Raw genomic sequence first — 19,220 nt, 5'->3', positions numbered from 1 at the left:
GCAGCGCTCCGCCACCGTGTCAGGCCTTCGGAGCGTCCCCGCCGCATCCCGTTTCACGGAGATTTTGACTCCGACCCAGCCGGATGCCGGTCCGCAGTTGCCTCAAGTACAGAAACTCCGTGAAACGGGATGGGTGGGCGGGGTCAGTCGGCGCGGAGAATGTCCAGTGCGTGCTGCAAGTCGGCCGGATAGTCGGTGCGGAAGGCCACCGGCTCGTGGGTCGACGGGTGCCGGAAGCCGAGCTCGACGGCGTGCAGCCACTGGCGGGTCAGCCCGAGCCGGGCGGTGATCTTCGGATCCGCCCCGTACATCGCGTCCCCGACGCAGGGGTGCCGTTGCGCGGCCATGTGCACCCGGATCTGGTGGGTGCGGCCGCTCTCCAGGTTGATCCGCAGCAGCGTCGCGGTGCGGAACGCCTCGAGCGTGCGGTAGTGCGTCACCGACGGCTTGCCGCCCTCGGTCACGGCGAACTTCCACCGCGCGCCCGGATGCCGGCCGATCGGCGCGTCGATCGTCCCGGCCGACGGGTCGGGATGCCCCTGCACCACGGCATGGTAGATCTTGGTCACCTCGTGGTCGTGGAAGGCGCGTTTGAGTGCCGAATACGCCGACTCGCTCTTGGCGACCACCATCAAGCCGCTGGTTCCGGCATCCAGCCGGTGCACGATGCCCGCGCGCTCCGCCGCCCCGGAGGTGGCGACCCGGAAGCCCGCCCCGGCCAGCGCCCCGAGCACCGTCGGTCCGTCCCAGCCCACCGACGGATGCGCGGCGACCCCCACCGGCTTATCGATGACCACCAGGTCGTCGTCGTCGTACACGATGGTGAACCCCGGCACTCGAATCGGGATCACCGTCGGCTCCTGCCGCGGAGTCCACGACACTTCCAGCCACTGCCCGGATTTCAGCCGCTCGGACTTGCCGACCGGCTGGCCATCGACGACGACGCCGCCGTCGTCGATGACGGTCGCTGCGAAGCTTCGGGAGAACCCGAGCAGCTTGGCAATCGCGGCGTCCACACGTTCGCCGGCGAGCCCGTCGGGCACCGGGAGGCTTCGGGTTTCCATGCCGTTACTGCTGCGCCGGCGGCTGATGGTCGACTGGCGGCGTATCCGACGGCGGCGTGGCGGAGCGGGCGACGCGTTTGCCGTCCAGGCCGATGCCGCGCAGGGTCAGGATGATGAACAGGCCCATGCTGGCCACGATGAACGAGTCCGCGACGTTGAAAATGGCCGGGAACCCCCAGACCTGCAGAAAGTCGATCACGTGCCCCTGGCCGAAGGATGGTTCCCGGAAGAGCCGATCGGTGAGGTTGCCGGTGGTACCGCCCAGCAGCATCCCGAACAGCACCGCCCAGCCCAGCGACCGGATGCGGCGTGCGAACCAGACGATGAACACGGTCACACAAATGGCCGCGACGGTGAAAAACCAGGTGTACGCCCCGGCGATGGAGAACGCGGCGCCGGAGTTCTTGACGAAGTGGAACTGCAGCACCTCGCCGAGCACCGGGACCTGCTCCCCCACGGTGAGGTGGGCGACGATCTGGAGCTTCGCGAACTGGTCGAGGCAGTACACGGCCACGGCGACGAGCGCCACGACGACCAGGGCCCGCGTGCTGATGCGGGCTCGACTAGTCGTGTGAACCTCCGCCGGTTCAGCGACCGCCAAAGTCCTGGTAGCCGGTTGACGCGCTCACTGACGCCGAGCTGCCGACCGCAGAACTGCTGGTCGACGACGACTCAAGGTCGTGCAGCAGCCCCTCGATGTGGCCCTTCAGCTTCTGGCGGTACTCCCGCTCGAAGGTGCGGAGGTCGTCGATGCGCTGCTCGAGCGCCGTGCGCTCCTTCTCCAGGGCACCGATCTGCTCGCGCTGCTTGACCTCGGCGTCGCCGACCAACCGATCCGCCGTGGCCTGAGCTTCGCTCAGGAGACGCTCGGCGTTGGCCTGGCTCTCACTGGTCAGGCGCTCGGCATTGGCCTGGCTCTCGCTGGTGAGGCGATCGGCGGTGGCCTGGCCCTCGGCGATCAGAGCTTCCTTCTTCTGGATGCCATCGCGCACGTGTTCCTCGTGCAGTCGGCGCGCGAGCTGGAGGAGGTTGTTGGTGCTGTTGTCGTCGCTGGAGTCGTCGACCCGAGCCGGTGCCACGACCGGAGCCGGTACCGCCACGGGCTCGGCGACGACGGGGGCGGCCTCCACGGCGGCCGGGGTCACCGGAGCCGGGATCTGCGGCGGCTGGTAGCCGGCGTAGCCCTGGGCCCCTCCGCCGCTGCGCTGCAGTTCGTTGATCCGTGAGTCGCTGGCGATGAGACGCTGACGCAGTTCCTCGTTCTCCTGGCCCAAGCGCCGCAACTCGACGACTACCTCGTCAAGGAAGTCGTCGACCTCATCCTGGTCGTATCCTTCGCGGAACTTCGTCGGCTGGAAGCGCTTGTTAACCACGTCTTCTGGCGTCAGGGCCATGTGCTCACCTCAAAACTCGTTAGAACGCCACGTGCGACGTTCGGTTAACGCTAGCAAAGTTTAGGAGCGGGATGGGCCCCCGCTCCGGGTGACCTGCGGTCACCATCACAGATTACACACCGATGTACGACTCGCTCAGCGCGAGGGTGATGTAAATCAGGATGATGACCACGAGCATGACGATGCTCCAGGCGAAATCGAGCGCGGCTCCGCCGACCCGTACCGGTGGGATCACCCGTCTGAGCATCCGGATCGGCCGATCCGTGAGTGAGAACACGATCTCGGCGAGCACCAGGCCGAGCCCGCGCGGGCGCCAGCTCCTGGAGAAGTTGCGGAGCAGATCCAGGATGAACCGGGCCCAGAGCACGAAGAAATACATCAGCAGCAGGTAGTACAGGATCGTCGCGACGATCGATACCAGCATCACAGTGTCATACTCGCGTTCCGTGCGATACCGGCGTTCAGTATCAGACCCGCGTTCCGGCTGAACTGCCGTGCGGCCGCTGGCAGCGCGATGAAGTGCGCATCGCGGTCAGGAGTGACCACCGCGATCAGGAATGCACGAAGAACGATGCGTCGACATCCGAGCCGACGTCGACGCCTTCGCCGCTCACCGCGACGTTCGCCGGCGAAAGCAGGAACACCTTCGAGGTCACGCGCTCGATCTTCCCGTAGAGTCCCTGGGACAGCCCGCTGGCGAAGTCGATGAGGCGGCGTGCGTCGGCCTCGCTCATCTGGGTCAGGTTGATGATGACCGGGATGCCCTCCCGGAAGCTTTCGGCGATGACTTGGGCGTCGCGGTACTGGCGCGGATGCACGGTGAGGATCTCGTTCATCTGGGCGGGCGGTGCGGTGCGGGGCGTCGACGAGCGCCGCAACGGCGTAACGGGCGCACGGTTCGACATCGCGGCCGGGGATTGGTGAACCGGCTGCGGCGCGGGCGCCGGGGCGGCGGGCGTGTGGGCAGTGGCGTCCTCGTAGTCGAGATCCTCGTCGGCGAGCCCCAGATAAACCATGGTCTTGCGTAGCGGATTGGCCATTTCTTGCCTCCTGTGGTGAAACACGTATCTTCAGATTAACCGGCCGCGGGCCGGTTTCCGGTGATTGCGGTGCCGATCCTCAGGTGTGTCGCACCTTCGAGGATCGCCTCGCGGTAGTCGCCGGACATGCCGGCGGAGATCCAGGCCGCCGCCGGGTCGATCGCGACCACGCGCTCCGAGGCGGCTCGCACCGCGGCGAACGACCGGCGGGGGTCGGCACCGAGCGGTGCCACTGCCATCACCCCGAGCAGTCGCAGGCCCGGCGCGGCGACCACCCGCTCCACCAGCGGTTCGAGGTCCGCCGTGGCGACCCCGCCGCGGCCCGGGTCAGCCGTGAGGTTCAGTTGCACGAAACAGTCCAGGCGCTGCGTGGCGTCGGCAAGCGCATCAACGAGCGCGACCCGATCGACCGAGTGGATCACGCTTGCATAGCTGCTCACCTGGCGCGCCTTCTTGGTCTGCAACTGTCCCACGAAGTGCCAGGTGAGCGGCAGTTCAGCGAGCTCGGCGGCCTTGGCGCGCGCCTCCTGATGCCTACTCTCACCGAAATCCCGGATGCCGAGCTCGAACAGTTCCCGTACCAGCGTGGCCGGCTGGAACTTGGTGACGGCGATCAGGGTGATCTCCGCCGCGCTGCGGCCCGCCGCCGCGGCGGCATCCGCGACCCCCGAGCGCACCGCCTCCAGTCGTTCCGCCAGCATCTACCTGAGGAAGTCCGGGATGTCCAGGTCGTCGGCCTCCCCGTCGAAGATCGGGTCCTTCGGTGCCGCGGGCGGCTCCGCCTCCCCCGACCACTCCGCTGCCGGCTCGCGCGCTTCTTGTCCCTGGGCGAACGCCGGCTCCGGCGCCCCTGCCATGACGAAGGTCGAGCGACGCTCCTGCTTCTTGGCCGACGGCTCGCCGCCGTCGAACCCGGCGGCGATCACGGTGACCCGCACCTCGTCGCCGAGGGTGTCGTCGATCACGGCGCCGAAGATGATGTTGGCCTCCGGATGCACCGCCTCCTGCACCAGACGCGCCGCGTCGTTGATCTCAAAGATGCCGAGGTTGGAACCGCCCTGGATCGACAGCAGCACGCCGTGGGCGCCGTCGATGCTCGCTTCCAGCAGCGGTGACGCGACGGCCAGTTCCGCGGCCTTGATGGCCCGGTCGGCGCCGCGCGAGGAGCCGATGCCCATCAGCGCGGATCCTGCGCCCTGCATCACCGACTTCACGTCGGCGAAGTCGAGGTTGATCAGGCCGGGGGTGGTGATCAGGTCGGTGATGCCCTGCACGCCGGCGAGGAGCACCTGGTCGGCGGTCGCAAAGGCTTCCAGGAAGCTGATGCCCCGGTCGCTGATCTCCAGTAGCCGGTCGTTCGGCACCACGATGAGCGTGTCGACCTCGTTCTTCAGCGTGGTGATGCCCAGCTCGGCTTGTGCCGCCCGGCGCTTGCCCTCGAAGCCGAACGGCCTGGTCACAACGCCGATCGTCAACGCGCCGATCGATCGGGCGATGCGGGCGACGATGGGAGCGCCACCGGTGCCGGTTCCGCCGCCCTCCCCCGCCGTGACGAACACCATGTCGGCCCCAGCGAGGGCCTCTTCGATCTCCTCGGCGTGGTCCTCCGCGGCGCGTCGACCCACCTCGGGATCGGCGCCAGCGCCCAGGCCCCTGGTGATCTCACGACCGACGTCGAGCTTGACGTCCGCGTCGCTGAGCAAGAGGGCTTGCGCGTCGGTGTTGATGGCGATGAACTCGACCCCACGCAGGCCGAGTTCGATCATCCGGTTGACAGCGTTCACGCCGCCGCCGCCGATTCCGACGACCTTGATCACTGCTAGGTAGTTCTGGTTCGATGTCACGTCGGGCCTCCGCTGGAAACTGTCAACCTCAGGTAGAAGCTTAAAGTTATGCTCAGTATGCATTTCTGATTAGAAAGCTACGGGCGAGCGGCCTGCTGCTGCGGCAAGCGCTCCCGCGTGTCGCGACATGCGGCGGATTCTCAGCCCACCGGCCGGAGCACCGGGCTCAGCGGCGCGGTCACGTCGTACTCCACGCGGTGCGCCGGATCCTGGGTCGCGATGAGCTCCTGCAGCACGCGGGACTTGAGCGCGGAACGGTCGGCGCTGCCCCAGACCACGCGCTGCCCGACACCGGCGAGCACGAAGGTGACATCGTCCTTGGTCTGCGCCGTGGCGCTTTCGACGGTGGCGAGCATCGAGTCCGGCAGCGCCAACAGCACCTCGACCACCGCCTTGAACGCCGGGCTGTCGGAGGAGGCGCCGCCGATATCGATCAGCGGCATACCGGCCGGACGCTCGGCCGCCGATTGGATCACAACGCCGGCGGGGTCGACGACGTCGTAGCCGGAAGAGGTGGCCAGCGATCCGACCGGCTGCCGCTCGACGATGTGGATCACCAGGGTGTCCGGCGGAACCGTTTCGGTCACGAAACTCCTGATCAGCGGGAACGCGGACAGTTCCTTCCTGATCGTGCCGTAGTCCACCAGCGCGAGCGGGGTGCCCAGTTGCCCGTCGATCGCCGAGTGCACCTCGCTGGCCTTCACCCGGGAGGCACCGTCGATGGTGATGGTGCGCAGCGCCAGCAGCGGGGAGTAGACCGCCACCGCCACCAGGGCCGCCAGCAGCAGGATCAGCGAGCCGGTGGTCAACCAGGCCGCCCTGCGATGCCGGGACCGCCTGGTGAAGCGCCGTACCTCGCTTTTCTCGTAGCGGCGGCGCTGTCTGGCGATCTTGGCCAGCTCGCGGCCGGGCCGCTTGGCGGCGGCCAGCTTCGTCTGTATGTCGGCGGCCACCGTCGTGTCGTCGGCTGGCGCCTGGGCGCCGGCCGGTGCGGTGAGCTTCGGCAGGGTGAACTTCGGCACGGTGAGTTTGGCGGGCGTGCGTCGTTTCGCCTGGCGGGGTTCCGGCGTGTCTGCCGGTGTCGTGGCCGCCGGCCGATCGAAGCCCTGTGGTCGCTTCATCGAACGCTCCGTCAGTTCCGCGGGCCCTGGCCGCGCTCCTCGAGCGCGTGCAGCACATCTGGGACGATTCGGTAGATGTCTCCGCCGCCCATGGTGAGCACGATGTCGCCATCGCGGGCGACGGATGCGGCGTGCTCGGCCGCCTGACGCCAGTCGGCCAGGTAGCGCGCGCCGTCGGGGTGCTCGAAGCGGTCGGTGATCAGCTGCCCGGTCACTCCGGGCTCCGGGTCCTGCCTGGCCCCGTAAATCGGCACCACCGTGGTGTGGTCGGCCAGGGTTTCGAAGGTGTGCGCGAAGTCGGCGGCCAGCAGCCGGGTGCGGCTGTAGAGATGCGGCTGGAAGATCGGCAGCAGCCGGCCGGCGCCGACGACGCCGCGGGCAGCGGACAGCGCCGCGGCGATCTCGGTGGGGTGGTGCGCGAAATCGTCGTAGACGCGCACGCCGCGCACCTGACCTTTGAACTCGAACCGGCGATGCGTGCCCTCGAATTCGGCGATCGCGGCCAAGGCCTCGCGGGGCGGATAGCCCAGCCCGACCAGCACGCCGAATGCCCCGGCGGCGTTGAGCGCGTTGTGCAGCCCGGGCACGGTGAGGGTTGCCGGGTAGTCGGTGCCGAGATAGCGCAGCACGAACGACACGGAGTCGCCGGAGACCACGGAGTGCAGCCGCACGTCGGCGCCGGATGCCTGGCCGAACGTGATCACCTGTGCGGCGTGCAGCCGCTGCGTGGTCTGCACCGCTCCGGGGTCGTCGCTGGAGATCACGACCAGTTCGGAGGCGTTGCCGGCGAACCGCACGAACGCGTCCTCGAAGGCCTCGCGGGACCCGTAGTGGTCCAGGTGGTCGGGGTCGACGTTGGTCACGAGGGCGACGGCGGTGTTGTACAGCAGGAACGACCCGTCGGATTCGTCGGCTTCAACCACGAACAGGTCGCCCGCGCCGACGGCGGAGCTCACGCCGAGAGCGCTGAGCACACCGCCGTTGACGAAGCTCGGATCGGCGCCCAGCCGCAGCAGGGCGGTGACGATCATCGCCGTGGAGGTGGTTTTGCCGTGGGCGCCGGCGACCGCCACCACGCGGTGCCGCTCGGTCAGCCACGCCAGTGCCACGGCGCGGTGCACCACGGGGATGCCGGCGGCGCGGGCCGCAAGGTATTCCGGGTTGTCCTGCGCGATGGCCCCGGTGACCACCACGGTATCTGCGGCGAGAACGTTCTCTGCAGCGTGGCCGATGGCCACCTTCACGCCTTCGGCTCGCAGCGCGCGCACCGCGTCGGTGTCGCGGATGTCCGACCCGCTGACCGAGATGCCCGCCGCGACGAAGAGGTGGGCGATGCCGCTCATCCCCGCGCCGCCGATGCCGACGAAGTGCGCCGTGCCCACCTGCTGGGGCATAGCCTGCGAGAAGTCCGATTTGATCACTGTCGCTGCTTTCGAGTGCCGCGAAGGGCATCCTGGATGAGGTCGACGGTGCGATCGGCACCGTCGCGCGTGCCGATCGCGCTGGTGCGGGCCGCCATGTCGGCGATGCGTGGGCGGTCCAGCAGCAACGGCACCAGCTGCGAAGAGACCCACTGCGGGGTGAACTGCGAGTTCTTCACGATCAGTGCGCCGCCGGCGGCGACCTGGGATTGTGCGTTGCGGCGCTGTTCGCCGTTTCCGATGGCCAGCGGCACGTAGACGGCGGGGAGTCCGAGGCCCATCAGTTCGCTCACCGTGGCCGCGCCGGCCCGCGACACCACCAGGTCCGCGGCGGACAGGGCCAGCTCCATCCGGTCGCAGTAGCGCACCATCACGTAGCCGGGCAGTTCCGAGGCCGGCAGGTCCGACCTCTCGCCGGTGATGTGCAGCAGCTGCCATCCGGTTCCGAGGATCGATGCCGCGGCCGCGTAGATCGTCTCGTTGAGTTGCCGGGCGCCCTGCGATCCGCCGGTGACCAGGAGGGTCAGCCGCTGCGCGTCCAGCCCGAAGAACGCCATCGCCTCGCGCCGGGTGGCGTGCCGGTCGAGGCGTTCGATCTCGCGGCGCAGCGGCATGCCGACCAGGCGTGCCCGCGCCAGCGGGGTGCCGGAGAAGGCGACGCCGACGTGACCGGTCATCACGCTGCCGAGCCGGTTGGCCATCCCGGGCTTGGCGTTCGCCTCGTGGATCACGATCGGCACCTTTTCGGCGCGTGCCGCCAGGTAGGCGGGAGCGGACACGTAGCCGCCGAATCCGACCACCACATCGATGGCGTGTTCTGTGATCAGGTTGCGCACGCTGCGCACGATGGCGCGGAAGCGTCCCGGGAACCGGGCGACCGATGCCGACAGGCTGCGCGGGAAGGGCAGCCGGTCCACGACCAGCAGCCGGTACCCGCGGGCCGGGACCAGCCGTGACTCCAGGCCCTGCGCCGTGCCCAGCACCAGCACGACGGCCTCGGGTTCGCGGTCCCGGATGCGATCGGCCACGGCCAGCAACGGGTTGACGTGACCGGCGGTTCCGCCGCCGGCCAGAAGATAGCGGGTCACCGGCTGCGCGGCTTTCCGCCGGCCGGCTGGTACTGGTCAACGGCCCCCTGCACCACCGGATGCCGGGCGAACGACAACACGATCCCGATCGCGACGAGGGAGGTCACCAGGGCCGAGCCGCCTGCCGAGATCAGCGGCAGCGGCACCCCGAGCACCGGCAGCATCCCCAGCACCACGGCGATATTGACGAACGCCTGCCCGATGATCCACATCATCACCACGCTCACCGCCACCCGCGCGAACGGGTCGGTGTTGGCGCGGATGATCCGCACGAACGCGATGGCCAGCACGATGAACAGGACGAGCACGAGCACGGCGCCGATCAGCCCGAGTTCCTCGCCGACGATGGCGAAGATGAAGTCGTTGTCGGCCTCCGGCAGCCAGGACCATTTCGCCTTCGAGTTGCCCAGTCCGACGCCGAACAGCCCGCCGGAGGCCAGAGCCCACCAGCCGTGCAGGGTCTGCCAGCACAGGCCGGAGTAGTCGGCGTCGGAGGAGCATCCGCTCAGCCAGGCCGAGATCCGGTCCTGGCGCGAGTTGGTGGCGCTACCCAGTGCGAGCCCGACCGCCCCAATCACTACCAGCGGGATGAACAGGTGCCGCAGTCGCACGCCGGCGAAGAACAGCGCGCCGAACACCATGGCGATCATGATGATCGACGTGCCGAGGTCTTGCCCGAGCAGCACGAAGCCGATCGCCGCTCCGGCGACGGGCACCAGCGGGAACGCCAGTTCCCGCCAGTCCTCCAGCACATCGCGTTTCCTGGCCAGGATCATGGCCAGCCAGATGACCAGGGCTACCTTGGCCAGTTCGGACGGTTGCACGCTGACCGAGCCCAGGCTGATCCAGTTGCGGTTGCCGCCGTGTTCGACGCCGAGCGGCGTTGCCACGACGAGGAACTGCAGCCCGACCGCCACCACCATGGCGATGCCGGCCCACTTGCGCCAGAACACGGCAGGCATCCTGGAGGCGATCAGCATCAACGGCACCCCGAGCATAGCGAACATACCCTGCCGGGCGAAGCCGCTGAAGGAGTCCTCGGTGTCCTTGTACGACGACACGGCGGAGGACGACAGCACCATCACCAGCCCGAAGGTGACCAGGAACAGCGTCGCTCCCAGCAGCAGGAAGAAGTTGCCGGTCTCGGCGGCGAAGATCTTCTTGACGGCGACGACGGCGGCGCCGGTGCCGCGGTGCGGGCCGGAAATCAGCGAGGCGGGCGGTTCCGTGGTGTCGCGCCCGCGTGCCCTCGGCTTACCGCTGCGGCGAGGCTGCTGGCGAGGAAGGCTTGTCGTCATCCGCCCCACCTCCCAACATCTCGTTCACAGCCGCCGCGAATCTGGATCCCCGGTCGGCGTAGTTCTTGAACTGATCCATGGATGCGGCAGCCGGGGCCAAGAGCACCGTGTCCCCGCTGCGGGCCACAGCAGCCGCCAGCCTCACGGCGGTCGGCATCACTTGATCAGTGTCAACGGTGTCGACCTCGAACACCGGGAGCGCCGGCGCGTGTCGCTTGAATGCCGCGAGGACCTCGCCGCGCTCGGCGCCGATCAGCACTGCGGCGCGCAACCGGCCGGCCTCGCTTTCCACCAGCTGCGCCACATCCACGCCCTTGAACAACCCACCCACGATCCAGACCACCGAAGGGGCTGACTTCAGGGCGGCGCGGGCGGCGTGCGGGTTGGTGGCCTTGGAATCGTCCACCCAGCGGATTCCGCCGTGTTCGGCCACGACCTGGGTGCGGTGGTGGTCGACGTGGAAGCCACCGAGGGCGGTGCGGATGGCGCTGGGCGGCGTGCCGAGGCTGAGAGCGAGCCCGGCGGCCGCGAGCACGTTCTGCACCATGTGTGCACTGTCCAACCCGGCCGCGGCCAGCCGGTCGATGGAGATCAGTTCCACCGCCGAACGCTGGTAATCCTTGTGGAACGCTCGCTCGCAGAGGATGCCGTCGACCACGCCCAGGTCGCCGGGCGCGGGAATCCCCAGGCCGAACCCCACGGCCCGGGCGCCCTCGACAACGTCGGCCTCCTCCACCATCGCTCTGGTGGCGTCGTCCGCCCGGTTGAACAGGCACACCGCTTCGGTGTTCCGGTAGACCTTGGCCTTCGCGGCCCGGTAGGCCTGCGCCGAACCGTGCCAGTCCAGGTGGTCGTCGGCGATGTTGAGGCACACGCTCGCGTGCGGGGAAATGCTGTGGATGTAGTGCAGTTGAAAGCTCGACAGCTCGACCACCAGGGCGTCGAACCCGGCCGGGTCGCGGATCGCGTCAAGCACCGGCATACCGACGTTCCCGCACGCGGCGATCCGGCGGCCGGCGGCAGTGAGCATCGCGGCGGTGAGTTGCACGGTCGTGGTCTTGCCGTTGGTGCCGGTGATCGCCAGCCACGGCGCCGCGGCGGTCTTGTCGCGCAGCCGCCAGGCCAATTCCACGTCGCCCCAGACCGGAACGCCGTGGTCGGTGGCCCAGGCCACGAGCGGATGCCGCGGCGGGAAGCCCGGCGAGACGACCAGCAGCTCGGGGGCGAACGTCTCCAGATCGCTCTCCGCGTGCCCGTCCGGACTCTGCAGGTCGGCCAGGACCAGCGGGACCCCGATCACCTCGAGCAGGTCGGCCGTCTTCTCGTCCGCGGATGACGCGAACACCGTCGCATCGGCGCCGAGTTCGGCGAGGGTGTCTGCCACCGAGAAACCGGTGACCCCGAGCCCGAGCACCGCCACGCGCAGTCCCTGCCACGGCGCGCTCCATCCGGTGAGGGATTCTACTTCGCGCGCCTGTCTCACGGTGCGACTCGCGAGACCCATTCGAGATAGAAGATGCCGACGCCGGCGGCGACGAACAATCCGGAGATGATCCAGAACCGCACGACGATCGTGACCTCCGGCCAGCCCTTCATCTCGAAATGGTGGTGGATCGGGGTGGCCCGCCAGATGCGCTTGCCCTTGGTGAGCTTGAAGTATGCGCGTTGCAGGATCACCGATCCGGTGACCATGACGAACAGGCCGCCGATGAGCATCAACAGCAGTTCGGTGCGGGACAGGATCGCCAGCGCGGCGAGGGCGCCGCCGAGGGCGAAGGCCCCGGTGTCGCCCATCATCACCTGGGCTGGGGAGGTGTTCCACCAGAGGAACCCGATCAGCGATCCGACGATGGCGGCGGCGATGGTGGCCTGGTCGAACGGTTGGGAGACCGTGTAGCACTTGAACACGTTCTCCTCGAGAACTTTCCCGAGGCAGTTCTGCTGGTTCTGCCAGAACCCGATGATGATGTACGAGCCGATGGCGAAGATCGACGCGCCGGCCGCCAGGCCATCGAGGCCGTCTGTGAGGTTGACGGCGTTCGACACGCTGGTGGTGATGAACGCGATCCAGGCGACGAAGACGATGACGCCGATGCTGCCGCCGAAGATCACGACGAAGTCGAACGGGAGGTCCCGCACGAACGACACTGCCGTTGAGGCGGGGGTGACGCCGGTGGAGTCTTCGTGGGTGAGCGCGAGGATGGCGAAGACGATGGCCACGATGACGGTGCCGAGAATTTTGAACGGCCCGGCCAGGCCGAGGCTGTTGTGCCGGCTGACCTTCATGAAGTCGTCGACGAACCCGATGAAGCCGACGCCCACCATCATCAGGATGACCAGCAGCGCGGAGGCGCTCGGGCGTCCGCCGCCGAGGAGGTGTCCGCCGAAATAGCCGACCAGGGCGCCGGTGATGAAGATCACCCCGCCCATGGTGGGGGTGCCGCGTTTGAGCACGTGCGTCGTCGGCGTGTCTGCCCGGATGAACTGGCCCAGATTCATCCGCCGGAACGACCGCGCGAAGACCGGGGTGAGGGCCAGGGTGAAGATCATCGACAGGCCGGCGGCGAACAGGAGCGCGAGCACTAGCTGACCCCGCCCAGACGATCACCGAGGAAGCGGAGTTTCGCGGAGTTCGACGACTTGACCAGCACCACGTCGCCGCTGCGCAGTTCGGTGTGCAGGAAGTCCAGCGCGGCATCGGCGTCGGGCACGAGCACCGATTCGAAGTTCCAGGATCCCTCGAGCCCTGCGGCGTTGTGGATGTGGCGGGCGCGGTGGCCGACGACGACGAGCTTGGCGATGTTCAGGCGCACCACGAGCCGTCCGATGCGGTCGTGTTCCTCGTCGGCGATGTCGCCGAGGTCCGCCATCTCGCCGAGCACGGCGACCGAGCGCTGCTGCGGCCCGGTGATTTGGGCGAGGGTCTTCAGGGCGGCGGCGGTGGAGTCCGGGCTGGCGTTGTAGGCGTCGTTGATGACGACGATGCCGCCGCCGGGGTGCAGCACCTCCATTCGCCACCGCTCCGCCTTGACCATGTCTTCGATGGCGCCGATTGCCTCCGCCACCGGAACCCCGAGCTGGTCGGCGACGGCCAAGGCGGCCAGGGCGTTCATCACGTGATGTTCACCGAGGATGCGCAGGCTCACCCGGTGGGTGGCGCCGTGTCGACTGACGGTGAAGGAGGTGCCGTCGATGCTGGCGTCGATGCGATCGGCTCGGACGTCGGCTCCCTCACTGAGCCCGAACCAGACGACGCGGGCGGCGGTCATCGACGCCATCTGGGCGACCAGATCGTCGTCGATGTTGAGCACCGCGACGGCGTCGGCGGGCAACGCGGTCACCATCTCCGCCTTCGCGCGCTGCGTGACGGCGAGCGAGCCGAAATCCCCGGCGTGGGCGAAGCCGACCTTGAGCACGACGGCGACGTCGGGGGTGACGATGGAGACCAGCTTGGCGATGTCCCCCACATGGTTGGTACCCATCTCGACGACCAGGTACCGGGTGGTGTGATCGACGGCGAGCATCGACAGCGGCGCGCCGACGTGGTTGTTGTACGACCCCTCCGGAGCCACGGTCGGGCCGGAGCGTTCCAGGATGGCGCGCACCATGTTCTTGGTGGTGGTCTTGCCGTTGGAACCGGTGATTCCCACCACCGACAGGGAACCCTCGGCCCGTACGCGGGCTACGACGGTGTGCGCCAGTGCCGCCAGCGCCGCAACTCCGGAGGCGACCACGATCTGCGGCACCGCGACGTCAAGGTGACGTTCGGTCACCACGAGGGCGGCACCGGCGTCGATGGCGGCGGGGACGAACAGGTGTCCATCGGTGGTCTCCCCCGGCAGTGCGAAGAAGATCGACCCGGGTGTCACCCGCCGCGAGTCGGTCTGCACGGTGCCGCTCACAACGGTGCCGTCCACGGTGGCTGAGGACCCGTCGGGCAGGTGCAGGGCGCCGTCGGTCGAGGCCGCAATCTCGGCCAGCGTCAGTGCGATCACGGCCTACGCCCAGCCGGCTTCACACAGCGCATCGCGGGCTTCCTGCCGCGCCGAGTATGGGGTGCGCACCCCGCGGATGTCGCGGTAGTCCTGGTGTCCCGGCCCGGCCCAGAGAATCGAGTCCCCCGGCCCGGCCAGCGACACCGCGTAGCGGATCGCCTGTTCCGGTTGGGCCACTTCGTGCAGTTGCGCCTGGTGCTCGGCTAAACCGGCTCCCTCGATCAGCGTCGACCGGATCGATTGCGGGTCCTCGAAGCGCGGATGGTGGTCGGTGATCACCAGGATGTCGGAGCCCTCGGATGCCACCCGTCCCATCTCGTGGCGTTTGGTGGCGTCCCGGTCGCCGTCGGCGCCGAACACCATGATCAGGTGGCCCGAGGTGACCTTGCGGACCGCGGCGAGCGTGTTGAGAAACGCGTCGGGGCTGTGACCGAAGTCCACGTACACCGACGGTCCGGTGTCCCCGGAGACTCGCTCGGTGCGGCCGGGCAGATAGGCGTCGATGCCGCCCTGCAGGGCGTGGTCGAGCGCCTCGAGTTCGAATCCGGCTTCCACGAGCATCACGATGGCCAGTGCCGCGTTGGCGGCCATGTGCCAGCCGATCAGCGGAACCTTCGTGGTCAGGGACTTGCCCTCCGGTCCGGTGAGCCGGAACCGGGTGTATGCGGCATGCTCGTCCAGGATCTCGACGTTCCACTCCCCCACGATGCCGCTGGTGGCGGAGATGGTGGTGACCGGGATCCGGGACTCGTCGACCACGCGCGCCCCCCATATGGAATCCAGCGACACCACGCCGCGTTTGCCGTGCTCTGGTTCGAAGAACCTCAGCTTGGCCGCGAAGTATTCGTCGAGGTCCGCGTAGTCGTCCAGGTGGTCGTGGCTGAGGTTGGTGAAGGCCACGACGTCGAACATGAGGCCGTCGATGCGGTTGCTGCTGAGCGCCTGCGCGCTGACCTCGATGGCGGCGGCCCGCACCTGGTTCTCGCGCATCCTGGCCAGCAGGGCGTGCATCTCGCTGGCTTCGGGCGTGGTCAGTCTGCTGACCACATTGAGGTCGCCGATGTGGCGTTCCGCCGTCGAGCTGAGACCGGTGACCAGGCCGAGCTGTTTGAGGATCGCCTCGAGCAGGTACACCGTCGAGGTCTTGCCGTTCGTGCCGGTGACGCCGAGCAGCAGCGGCGGGTGGTCCGCGGTCTGGTAGACCCAGGCGGACACCTCGCCCAGCGCACTGCGCGGCGCATCCACGATCACGATCGGCAGTCCGCTGTCGGCGGCCAGCCGTGAACCGTCTTCGTCGGTGAGGATGGCCACCGCGCCGCGTTCCTTGGCCTGGGCCGCGTACCGGGCCCCGTGCTCGTGGGTGCCGTGTATCCCGACGAACAGATCGCCAGGCTGCACCTCGCTGGTGCGCACGGTGATGCCGGTGATGTCGATGCCCTCGAGGGCACCGCGATGGTCCAATCCGAAGTCAGCGGCCAATCCGGCGAGCGATCTGGCGGACGGATGCTCCGGTCGGAGCACCGGAGGAATCCGAGCAGTCAAGACGATCTCTTTCTCACCATGTCGCCGGTGGGCTGGTCGATGGTGTTGTCGACGGGGGGACACGGTGCGTTTTGAGCACTTGCGTCATGATTTTTCTGAAGGTCGGGGCCGCTGCGGCCGACGTCTTCATGATACGCGGCTTGACATAGGAGACGAGAACGACGTACTCCGGGTTCTCGGCCGGCGCGATGCCCACGACCGAGACGACGCGCTCGCCGGTGTAGCCGCCGGGGCCGGGAACCTCGCCGGTTCCGCTCTTGGCCGCCACCCGGTACCCCGGGATCTGCAGTTGCGGGGCCAGCTCGCCGCGGGTCGCGACGCTCTCCAGCATGTTGACCGTGGTCTTCGCCGCCTGCTCGGAGACCACCCGCACCCCGGCGGGCCGCTCCGGCGTCACCACGGTGCCGTCGGGCTTGGTGCAGCTCTGCACCAAGGTCAGCGGCAGACGCATCCCGCCGTTGGCGAGCGTCTGATAGATGTCGATGACCTGCGCATCGCTGGCGGACACGCCCTGCCCGTAGGTGACGTTGTACTTGGTCTGGGCGTCCCAGGTCTTGTGCAGGATGCCCGGTGTCTCGCCCTGGAAGTCGACGGCCGTCTTCTCCCCCAACCCGAACTTGCGCATGTAGTCATACCGCACGGCCGGTGAGAGCCGGTTGCCGAGGATCGAGATGCCGATGTTCGAGGACATCTGCAGCACGCCGGTGAGGGTGAGGTTCAAATCCGGGTGGTAAAACGCGTCGTGCACCACACCGCCCTCCGGGGTATGGAAGACGCTCGGCACGACAATGCCCGTGGTCGGGCTGGCCACGCCCTTGTCGATGAGCATGGCCGCGGTCATGCCTTTGAAGGTCGACCCCTGTTCGTAGGCACCGGTGAACGACAGGGCGCCCAGGTTCCCCACCGGGGTGCCGTCGACGTTGTTCGGATCGACACTGGGCCAGTCCGCCGCGGCCAGCAGGTGGTTGTCCTTGACCCGCACCACCAGCGCCGACGCGGATTGGGCGCCGATGGCGATGGCCTGCTCGGCGATCGCCTGCTGCACGAAGAACTGCAGGTCGCTCTCGAGGGTGAGCGTCACAGTGCCGCCAGGGACCGCCGGTTTCGTCGTCACCGTGCTGCCCGGAATCCGAACGCCGTCGGCACCGCGCTCGTAGGTGGAGGAACCGTCTTTGGCGGCCAGACAGGAGTTCTCCACCGTCTCGATACCGTTTTGCGGACCGTCGGTGCCGACGAACCCGACGATGTTGCCGGCCACGGCACCGTTCGGGTAGGTGCGGATCGGGTGATTCTGAAAGTACACCCAGGGGATCCCGAGATCGCGCACGGCCCGGTAGGTGGCGGTGTCAACACTCTTGGTGAGGTAGGTGAAGTCGGAGGTGCGATCCTTGGTGACCGCGAGCAGCATGGCGCTCGGGTCCCCTCCGGTGATCGTGGCGATCTCGGTGACGGCCTTGAACACCGAGACACTGCTGGTCACCTTGTTCTTGTCGGTGCGCTCGAACGCGTTCGCGTTCTTCGGCGACGCGGTGATGTCGTAGCGGATGACACTGTCCGCCAGCACCACCCCGTTCGTGTCGACGATGTTGCCACGGGCGGCATACACGGTCTGCGCGACCGCGCGCTTGTTCAGCGAGGCCGTATTGAGTTCATCGGCGCGCACCAGCTGGATGTCCACCAGCCTCACCACGAACACCGCGACGATGGCGACGGTCATCAGCACGGCCAGCACCAGCCTGCGGCGGGTTCTTCGTGGGCTGTTCACCGGGTCGGGGTTCCTCTGTACTGATTCACCTGTATTGGTTCACCGAGTGATCGGCGCGGGTATCTGTGCCGACGCTACTGAACCGGATGCCGCGCCGTCGGCAGGCGCGCCCACGCTCGCATCCTGGGTCGCGGCCTGGCCGATCACCGCGGGCTGACCGATCAGGGCGGGCTGGCCCGCCGTGGCGGCGGTGGTCGCCGGCTGGGCGGCCAACGTCACATCCTTCAACAGGGAGTCGGGTACCAGCAGCGCACCGTCGGAGCCGATCACGCTTCCGCCGCTGGCGGTGGCGGCGGTCGCCGCGCCGATCACCGCTCCGTCAGCCAACCGCAGGAACGCCGTGCTGGTGTTGGCCACCATCCCCAGCGCCTGCGCGTTCGCCGCCAGGTGCTGCGGCGACTGCAGCACGTGCAGTTGTTCCGTGAGGGTCTGCTGATCGCGGCTGAGTTCCCGTTGCACTCCCTGCAGCGCGGCGATCCGGTAGGCGCCGTCCGAGACGGCGATGCTGAGCAGGAGCTGGGCGATGAGGATGGCGAACAACCCGGCGACGGTGACCGCCGCGTACACCGTGCGCGGCCTGGCACGCCGCTGGCTGCGGCTGGAGACGATCTCGATGTGCCGCGGCTGAAGCGGAACCTCATCGAGGTCCGCGGCGCGCGCGGACAACGAGTATGCGGCGGCGCTCATGCTGCCCTCCTCAGGCGCTCTGCGGCGCGAAGTCGTACCGAAGCCGACCGCGGATTGGCGGCCTTCTCGTCGTCGCCGGCCTGTTCTGCCCCGTGGACGAGCAATCGGAGCTGGGGACGGTGCTCGGGAAGTTCGACGGGCAGCCCGGCGGGGGCGCTGGAGTGGGAGCCGGCCGCGAAGGCCTGCTTGACGATCCGGTCTTCCAAGGAGTGGTAGGCCAAGACGACGATCCGGCCTCCCACGGCCAGGCTGTCCAGCGCGGCCGGGATGGCCCGCTCGAGCACGGCCAGTTCCTGATTGACCTCGATGCGCAGGGCTTGGAACACCCGCTTGGCCGGGTGGCCCTTGCGGTGGAGGGCCGCGGGAGTCGCGGCGGCGATGAGATCGACCAGTTGCGCCGAGCTGGTCAGCGGGCTCGTTGCCCGGTGCTCGACGATGCGCTTCGCGTAGCGGGGCGCCAGCCGCTCTTCCCCGTATTCGAAGAAGATCCTGCGCAGGTCGCCCTCGCTGTAGGTGGCGAGCACGACCTCGGCGGTGAGCGGCGACTGCGCGTCCATCCGCATGTCCAGCGGGGCGTCGTGGGAGTAGGAGAAGCCGCGTTCTGTGCGATCCAGCTGCAGGGAGGAGACGCCGAGGTCGAACAGGATGCCGGCGACCTCCGCGATGCCCAGCGAACGGAGCACCTCGGGCATCTCGTCGTAGACGGCGTGCACCAGGTGCACCCGGTCGCCGAACTGAGCCAGCCGGCGGGCGGCGATCTGAAGCGCGTCGTTGTCGCGATCCAGTCCGACGAACCGCAGCTGCGGCATCCGGGTCAGGAACGCCTCGGCGTGCCCTGCCATGCCGAGCGTGGCGTCGACCAGCACCGAGCCGGGCGTCTGCAGCGCCGGGCTCAGCAGCTCGACGCAGCGCTCGAGCATGACGGGGGTGTGGATATCGGAGTCGGCCATGAGCATCGGAC

General features: G+C 68.3%; 18 protein-coding genes. All 18 read right to left on the bottom strand.

Annotated features, from left to right (window positions below):
- Positions 1–143: 143 nt before the first annotated feature.
- Complete coding sequence (locus ABFX56_RS14940) at positions 144–1,064, bottom strand: RluA family pseudouridine synthase (protein WP_346234155.1); 921 nt, start codon at positions 1,062–1,064, stop codon at positions 144–146.
- 4 nt (positions 1,065–1,068) lie between these two features.
- Entirely contained in the window at positions 1,069–1,617 is a 549-nt protein-coding gene (gene lspA, locus ABFX56_RS14935; protein ID WP_428834461.1) for a signal peptidase II, read from the bottom strand.
- 34 nt (positions 1,618–1,651) lie between these two features.
- On the bottom strand, positions 1,652–2,458 hold the full coding sequence (locus ABFX56_RS14930) for a DivIVA domain-containing protein (RefSeq protein ID WP_346234153.1): 807 nt from the start codon (positions 2,456–2,458) through the stop codon (positions 1,652–1,654).
- Positions 2,459–2,570: 112 nt separating this feature from the next.
- Positions 2,571–2,882, bottom strand: coding sequence for a YggT family protein (locus ABFX56_RS14925; RefSeq protein ID WP_346234228.1), 312 nt, complete (start codon positions 2,880–2,882; stop codon positions 2,571–2,573).
- A 127-nt stretch (positions 2,883–3,009) separates the two neighbouring features.
- Positions 3,010–3,498 carry a cell division protein SepF gene (locus ABFX56_RS14920; RefSeq protein WP_346234152.1) on the bottom strand — a complete coding sequence of 163 codons (489 nt, stop codon included), beginning with the start codon at positions 3,496–3,498 and terminating at the stop codon, positions 3,010–3,012.
- A gap of 35 nt (positions 3,499–3,533) precedes the next feature.
- Positions 3,534–4,199 carry a YggS family pyridoxal phosphate-dependent enzyme gene (locus ABFX56_RS14915; protein WP_346234151.1) on the bottom strand — a complete coding sequence of 222 codons (666 nt, stop codon included), beginning with the start codon at positions 4,197–4,199 and terminating at the stop codon, positions 3,534–3,536.
- Positions 4,200–5,342 (bottom strand): cell division protein FtsZ, encoded by a 1,143-nt coding sequence (gene ftsZ, locus ABFX56_RS14910; RefSeq protein ID WP_346234150.1) that lies wholly within the window; start codon positions 5,340–5,342, stop codon positions 4,200–4,202.
- Positions 5,343–5,482: 140 nt separating this feature from the next.
- Complete coding sequence (locus ABFX56_RS14905; RefSeq protein ID WP_346234149.1) at positions 5,483–6,463, bottom strand: FtsQ-type POTRA domain-containing protein; 981 nt, start codon at positions 6,461–6,463, stop codon at positions 5,483–5,485.
- Positions 6,464–6,474: 11 nt separating this feature from the next.
- Positions 6,475–7,884 (bottom strand): UDP-N-acetylmuramate--L-alanine ligase, encoded by a 1,410-nt coding sequence (murC, locus tag ABFX56_RS14900; RefSeq protein WP_428834460.1) that lies wholly within the window; start codon positions 7,882–7,884, stop codon positions 6,475–6,477.
- On the bottom strand, positions 7,881–8,972 hold the full coding sequence (locus ABFX56_RS14895; protein WP_346234148.1) for a UDP-N-acetylglucosamine--N-acetylmuramyl-(pentapeptide) pyrophosphoryl-undecaprenol N-acetylglucosamine transferase: 1,092 nt from the start codon (positions 8,970–8,972) through the stop codon (positions 7,881–7,883). Before ABFX56_RS14895 ends, murC begins: the two co-directional genes overlap by 4 nt.
- Positions 8,969–10,270, bottom strand: coding sequence for a putative lipid II flippase FtsW (gene ftsW, locus ABFX56_RS14890; RefSeq protein WP_346234147.1), 1,302 nt, complete (start codon positions 10,268–10,270; stop codon positions 8,969–8,971). Before ftsW ends, ABFX56_RS14895 begins: the two co-directional genes overlap by 4 nt.
- Positions 10,227–11,774, bottom strand: a complete 1,548-nt coding sequence (gene murD / locus ABFX56_RS14885) for a UDP-N-acetylmuramoyl-L-alanine--D-glutamate ligase (RefSeq protein ID WP_428834459.1) — start codon at positions 11,772–11,774, stop codon at positions 10,227–10,229. The genes ftsW and murD overlap by 44 nt, the downstream gene beginning before the upstream one ends.
- The gene (gene mraY / locus ABFX56_RS14880; RefSeq protein WP_346234145.1) at positions 11,750–12,853 is read right to left on the bottom strand and encodes a phospho-N-acetylmuramoyl-pentapeptide-transferase; all 1,104 of its coding nucleotides are present in this window, start codon (positions 12,851–12,853) and stop codon (positions 11,750–11,752) included. Before mraY ends, murD begins: the two co-directional genes overlap by 25 nt.
- Positions 12,853–14,265: a UDP-N-acetylmuramoyl-tripeptide--D-alanyl-D-alanine ligase gene (locus tag ABFX56_RS14875; protein WP_346234144.1), complete on the bottom strand. Its 1,413-nt coding sequence runs from the start codon at positions 14,263–14,265 to the stop codon at positions 12,853–12,855. Before ABFX56_RS14875 ends, mraY begins: the two co-directional genes overlap by 1 nt.
- A 3-nt stretch (positions 14,266–14,268) precedes the next feature.
- The gene (locus tag ABFX56_RS14870) at positions 14,269–15,807 is read right to left on the bottom strand and encodes a Mur ligase family protein (RefSeq protein WP_346234143.1); all 1,539 of its coding nucleotides are present in this window, start codon (positions 15,805–15,807) and stop codon (positions 14,269–14,271) included.
- A 13-nt stretch (positions 15,808–15,820) separates the two neighbouring features.
- Complete coding sequence (locus ABFX56_RS14865; protein ID WP_346234142.1) at positions 15,821–17,572, bottom strand: peptidoglycan D,D-transpeptidase FtsI family protein; 1,752 nt, start codon at positions 17,570–17,572, stop codon at positions 15,821–15,823.
- Positions 17,573–17,611: 39 nt separating this feature from the next.
- The gene (gene ftsL, locus ABFX56_RS14860; protein WP_346234141.1) at positions 17,612–18,259 is read right to left on the bottom strand and encodes a cell division protein FtsL; all 648 of its coding nucleotides are present in this window, start codon (positions 18,257–18,259) and stop codon (positions 17,612–17,614) included.
- Positions 18,256–19,209: a 16S rRNA (cytosine(1402)-N(4))-methyltransferase RsmH gene (gene rsmH, locus ABFX56_RS14855; protein WP_346234226.1), complete on the bottom strand. Its 954-nt coding sequence runs from the start codon at positions 19,207–19,209 to the stop codon at positions 18,256–18,258. The genes ftsL and rsmH overlap by 4 nt, the downstream gene beginning before the upstream one ends.
- Between the last annotated feature and the right edge of the window lie 11 nt (positions 19,210–19,220).

This window comes from Parafrigoribacterium mesophilum (assembly GCF_039652555.1).
In the GTDB taxonomy this organism is placed as follows: Bacteria; Actinomycetota; Actinomycetes; order Actinomycetales; family Microbacteriaceae; genus Parafrigoribacterium; species Parafrigoribacterium mesophilum.
This window is presented reverse-complemented; position numbering and strand designations above follow the sequence as displayed.

Excerpts from the sequence above, each read along its gene's own strand:
- ABFX56_RS14940 (WP_346234155.1), bottom strand. The coding sequence starts at position 1,064 with ATGGAAACCCGAAGCCTCCCGGTGCCCGACGGGCTCGCCGGCGAACGT.
- ABFX56_RS14930 (WP_346234153.1), bottom strand. The coding sequence starts at position 2,458 with ATGGCCCTGACGCCAGAAGACGTGGTTAACAAGCGCTTCCAGCCGACG.
- ABFX56_RS14925 (WP_346234228.1), bottom strand. The coding sequence starts at position 2,882 with ATGCTGGTATCGATCGTCGCGACGATCCTGTACTACCTGCTGCTGATG.
- ABFX56_RS14920 (WP_346234152.1), bottom strand. The coding sequence starts at position 3,498 with ATGGCCAATCCGCTACGCAAGACCATGGTTTATCTGGGGCTCGCCGAC.
- ABFX56_RS14915 (WP_346234151.1), bottom strand. The coding sequence starts at position 4,199 with ATGCTGGCGGAACGACTGGAGGCGGTGCGCTCGGGGGTCGCGGATGCC.
- ABFX56_RS14905 (WP_346234149.1), bottom strand. The coding sequence starts at position 6,463 with ATGAAGCGACCACAGGGCTTCGATCGGCCGGCGGCCACGACACCGGCA.
- ftsW (WP_346234147.1), bottom strand. The coding sequence starts at position 10,270 with ATGACGACAAGCCTTCCTCGCCAGCAGCCTCGCCGCAGCGGTAAGCCG.
- murD (WP_428834459.1), bottom strand. The coding sequence starts at position 11,774 with ATGGGTCTCGCGAGTCGCACCGTGAGACAGGCGCGCGAAGTAGAATCC.
- ftsL (WP_346234141.1), bottom strand. The coding sequence starts at position 18,259 with ATGAGCGCCGCCGCATACTCGTTGTCCGCGCGCGCCGCGGACCTCGAT.
- rsmH (WP_346234226.1), bottom strand. The coding sequence starts at position 19,209 with ATGGCCGACTCCGATATCCACACCCCCGTCATGCTCGAGCGCTGCGTC.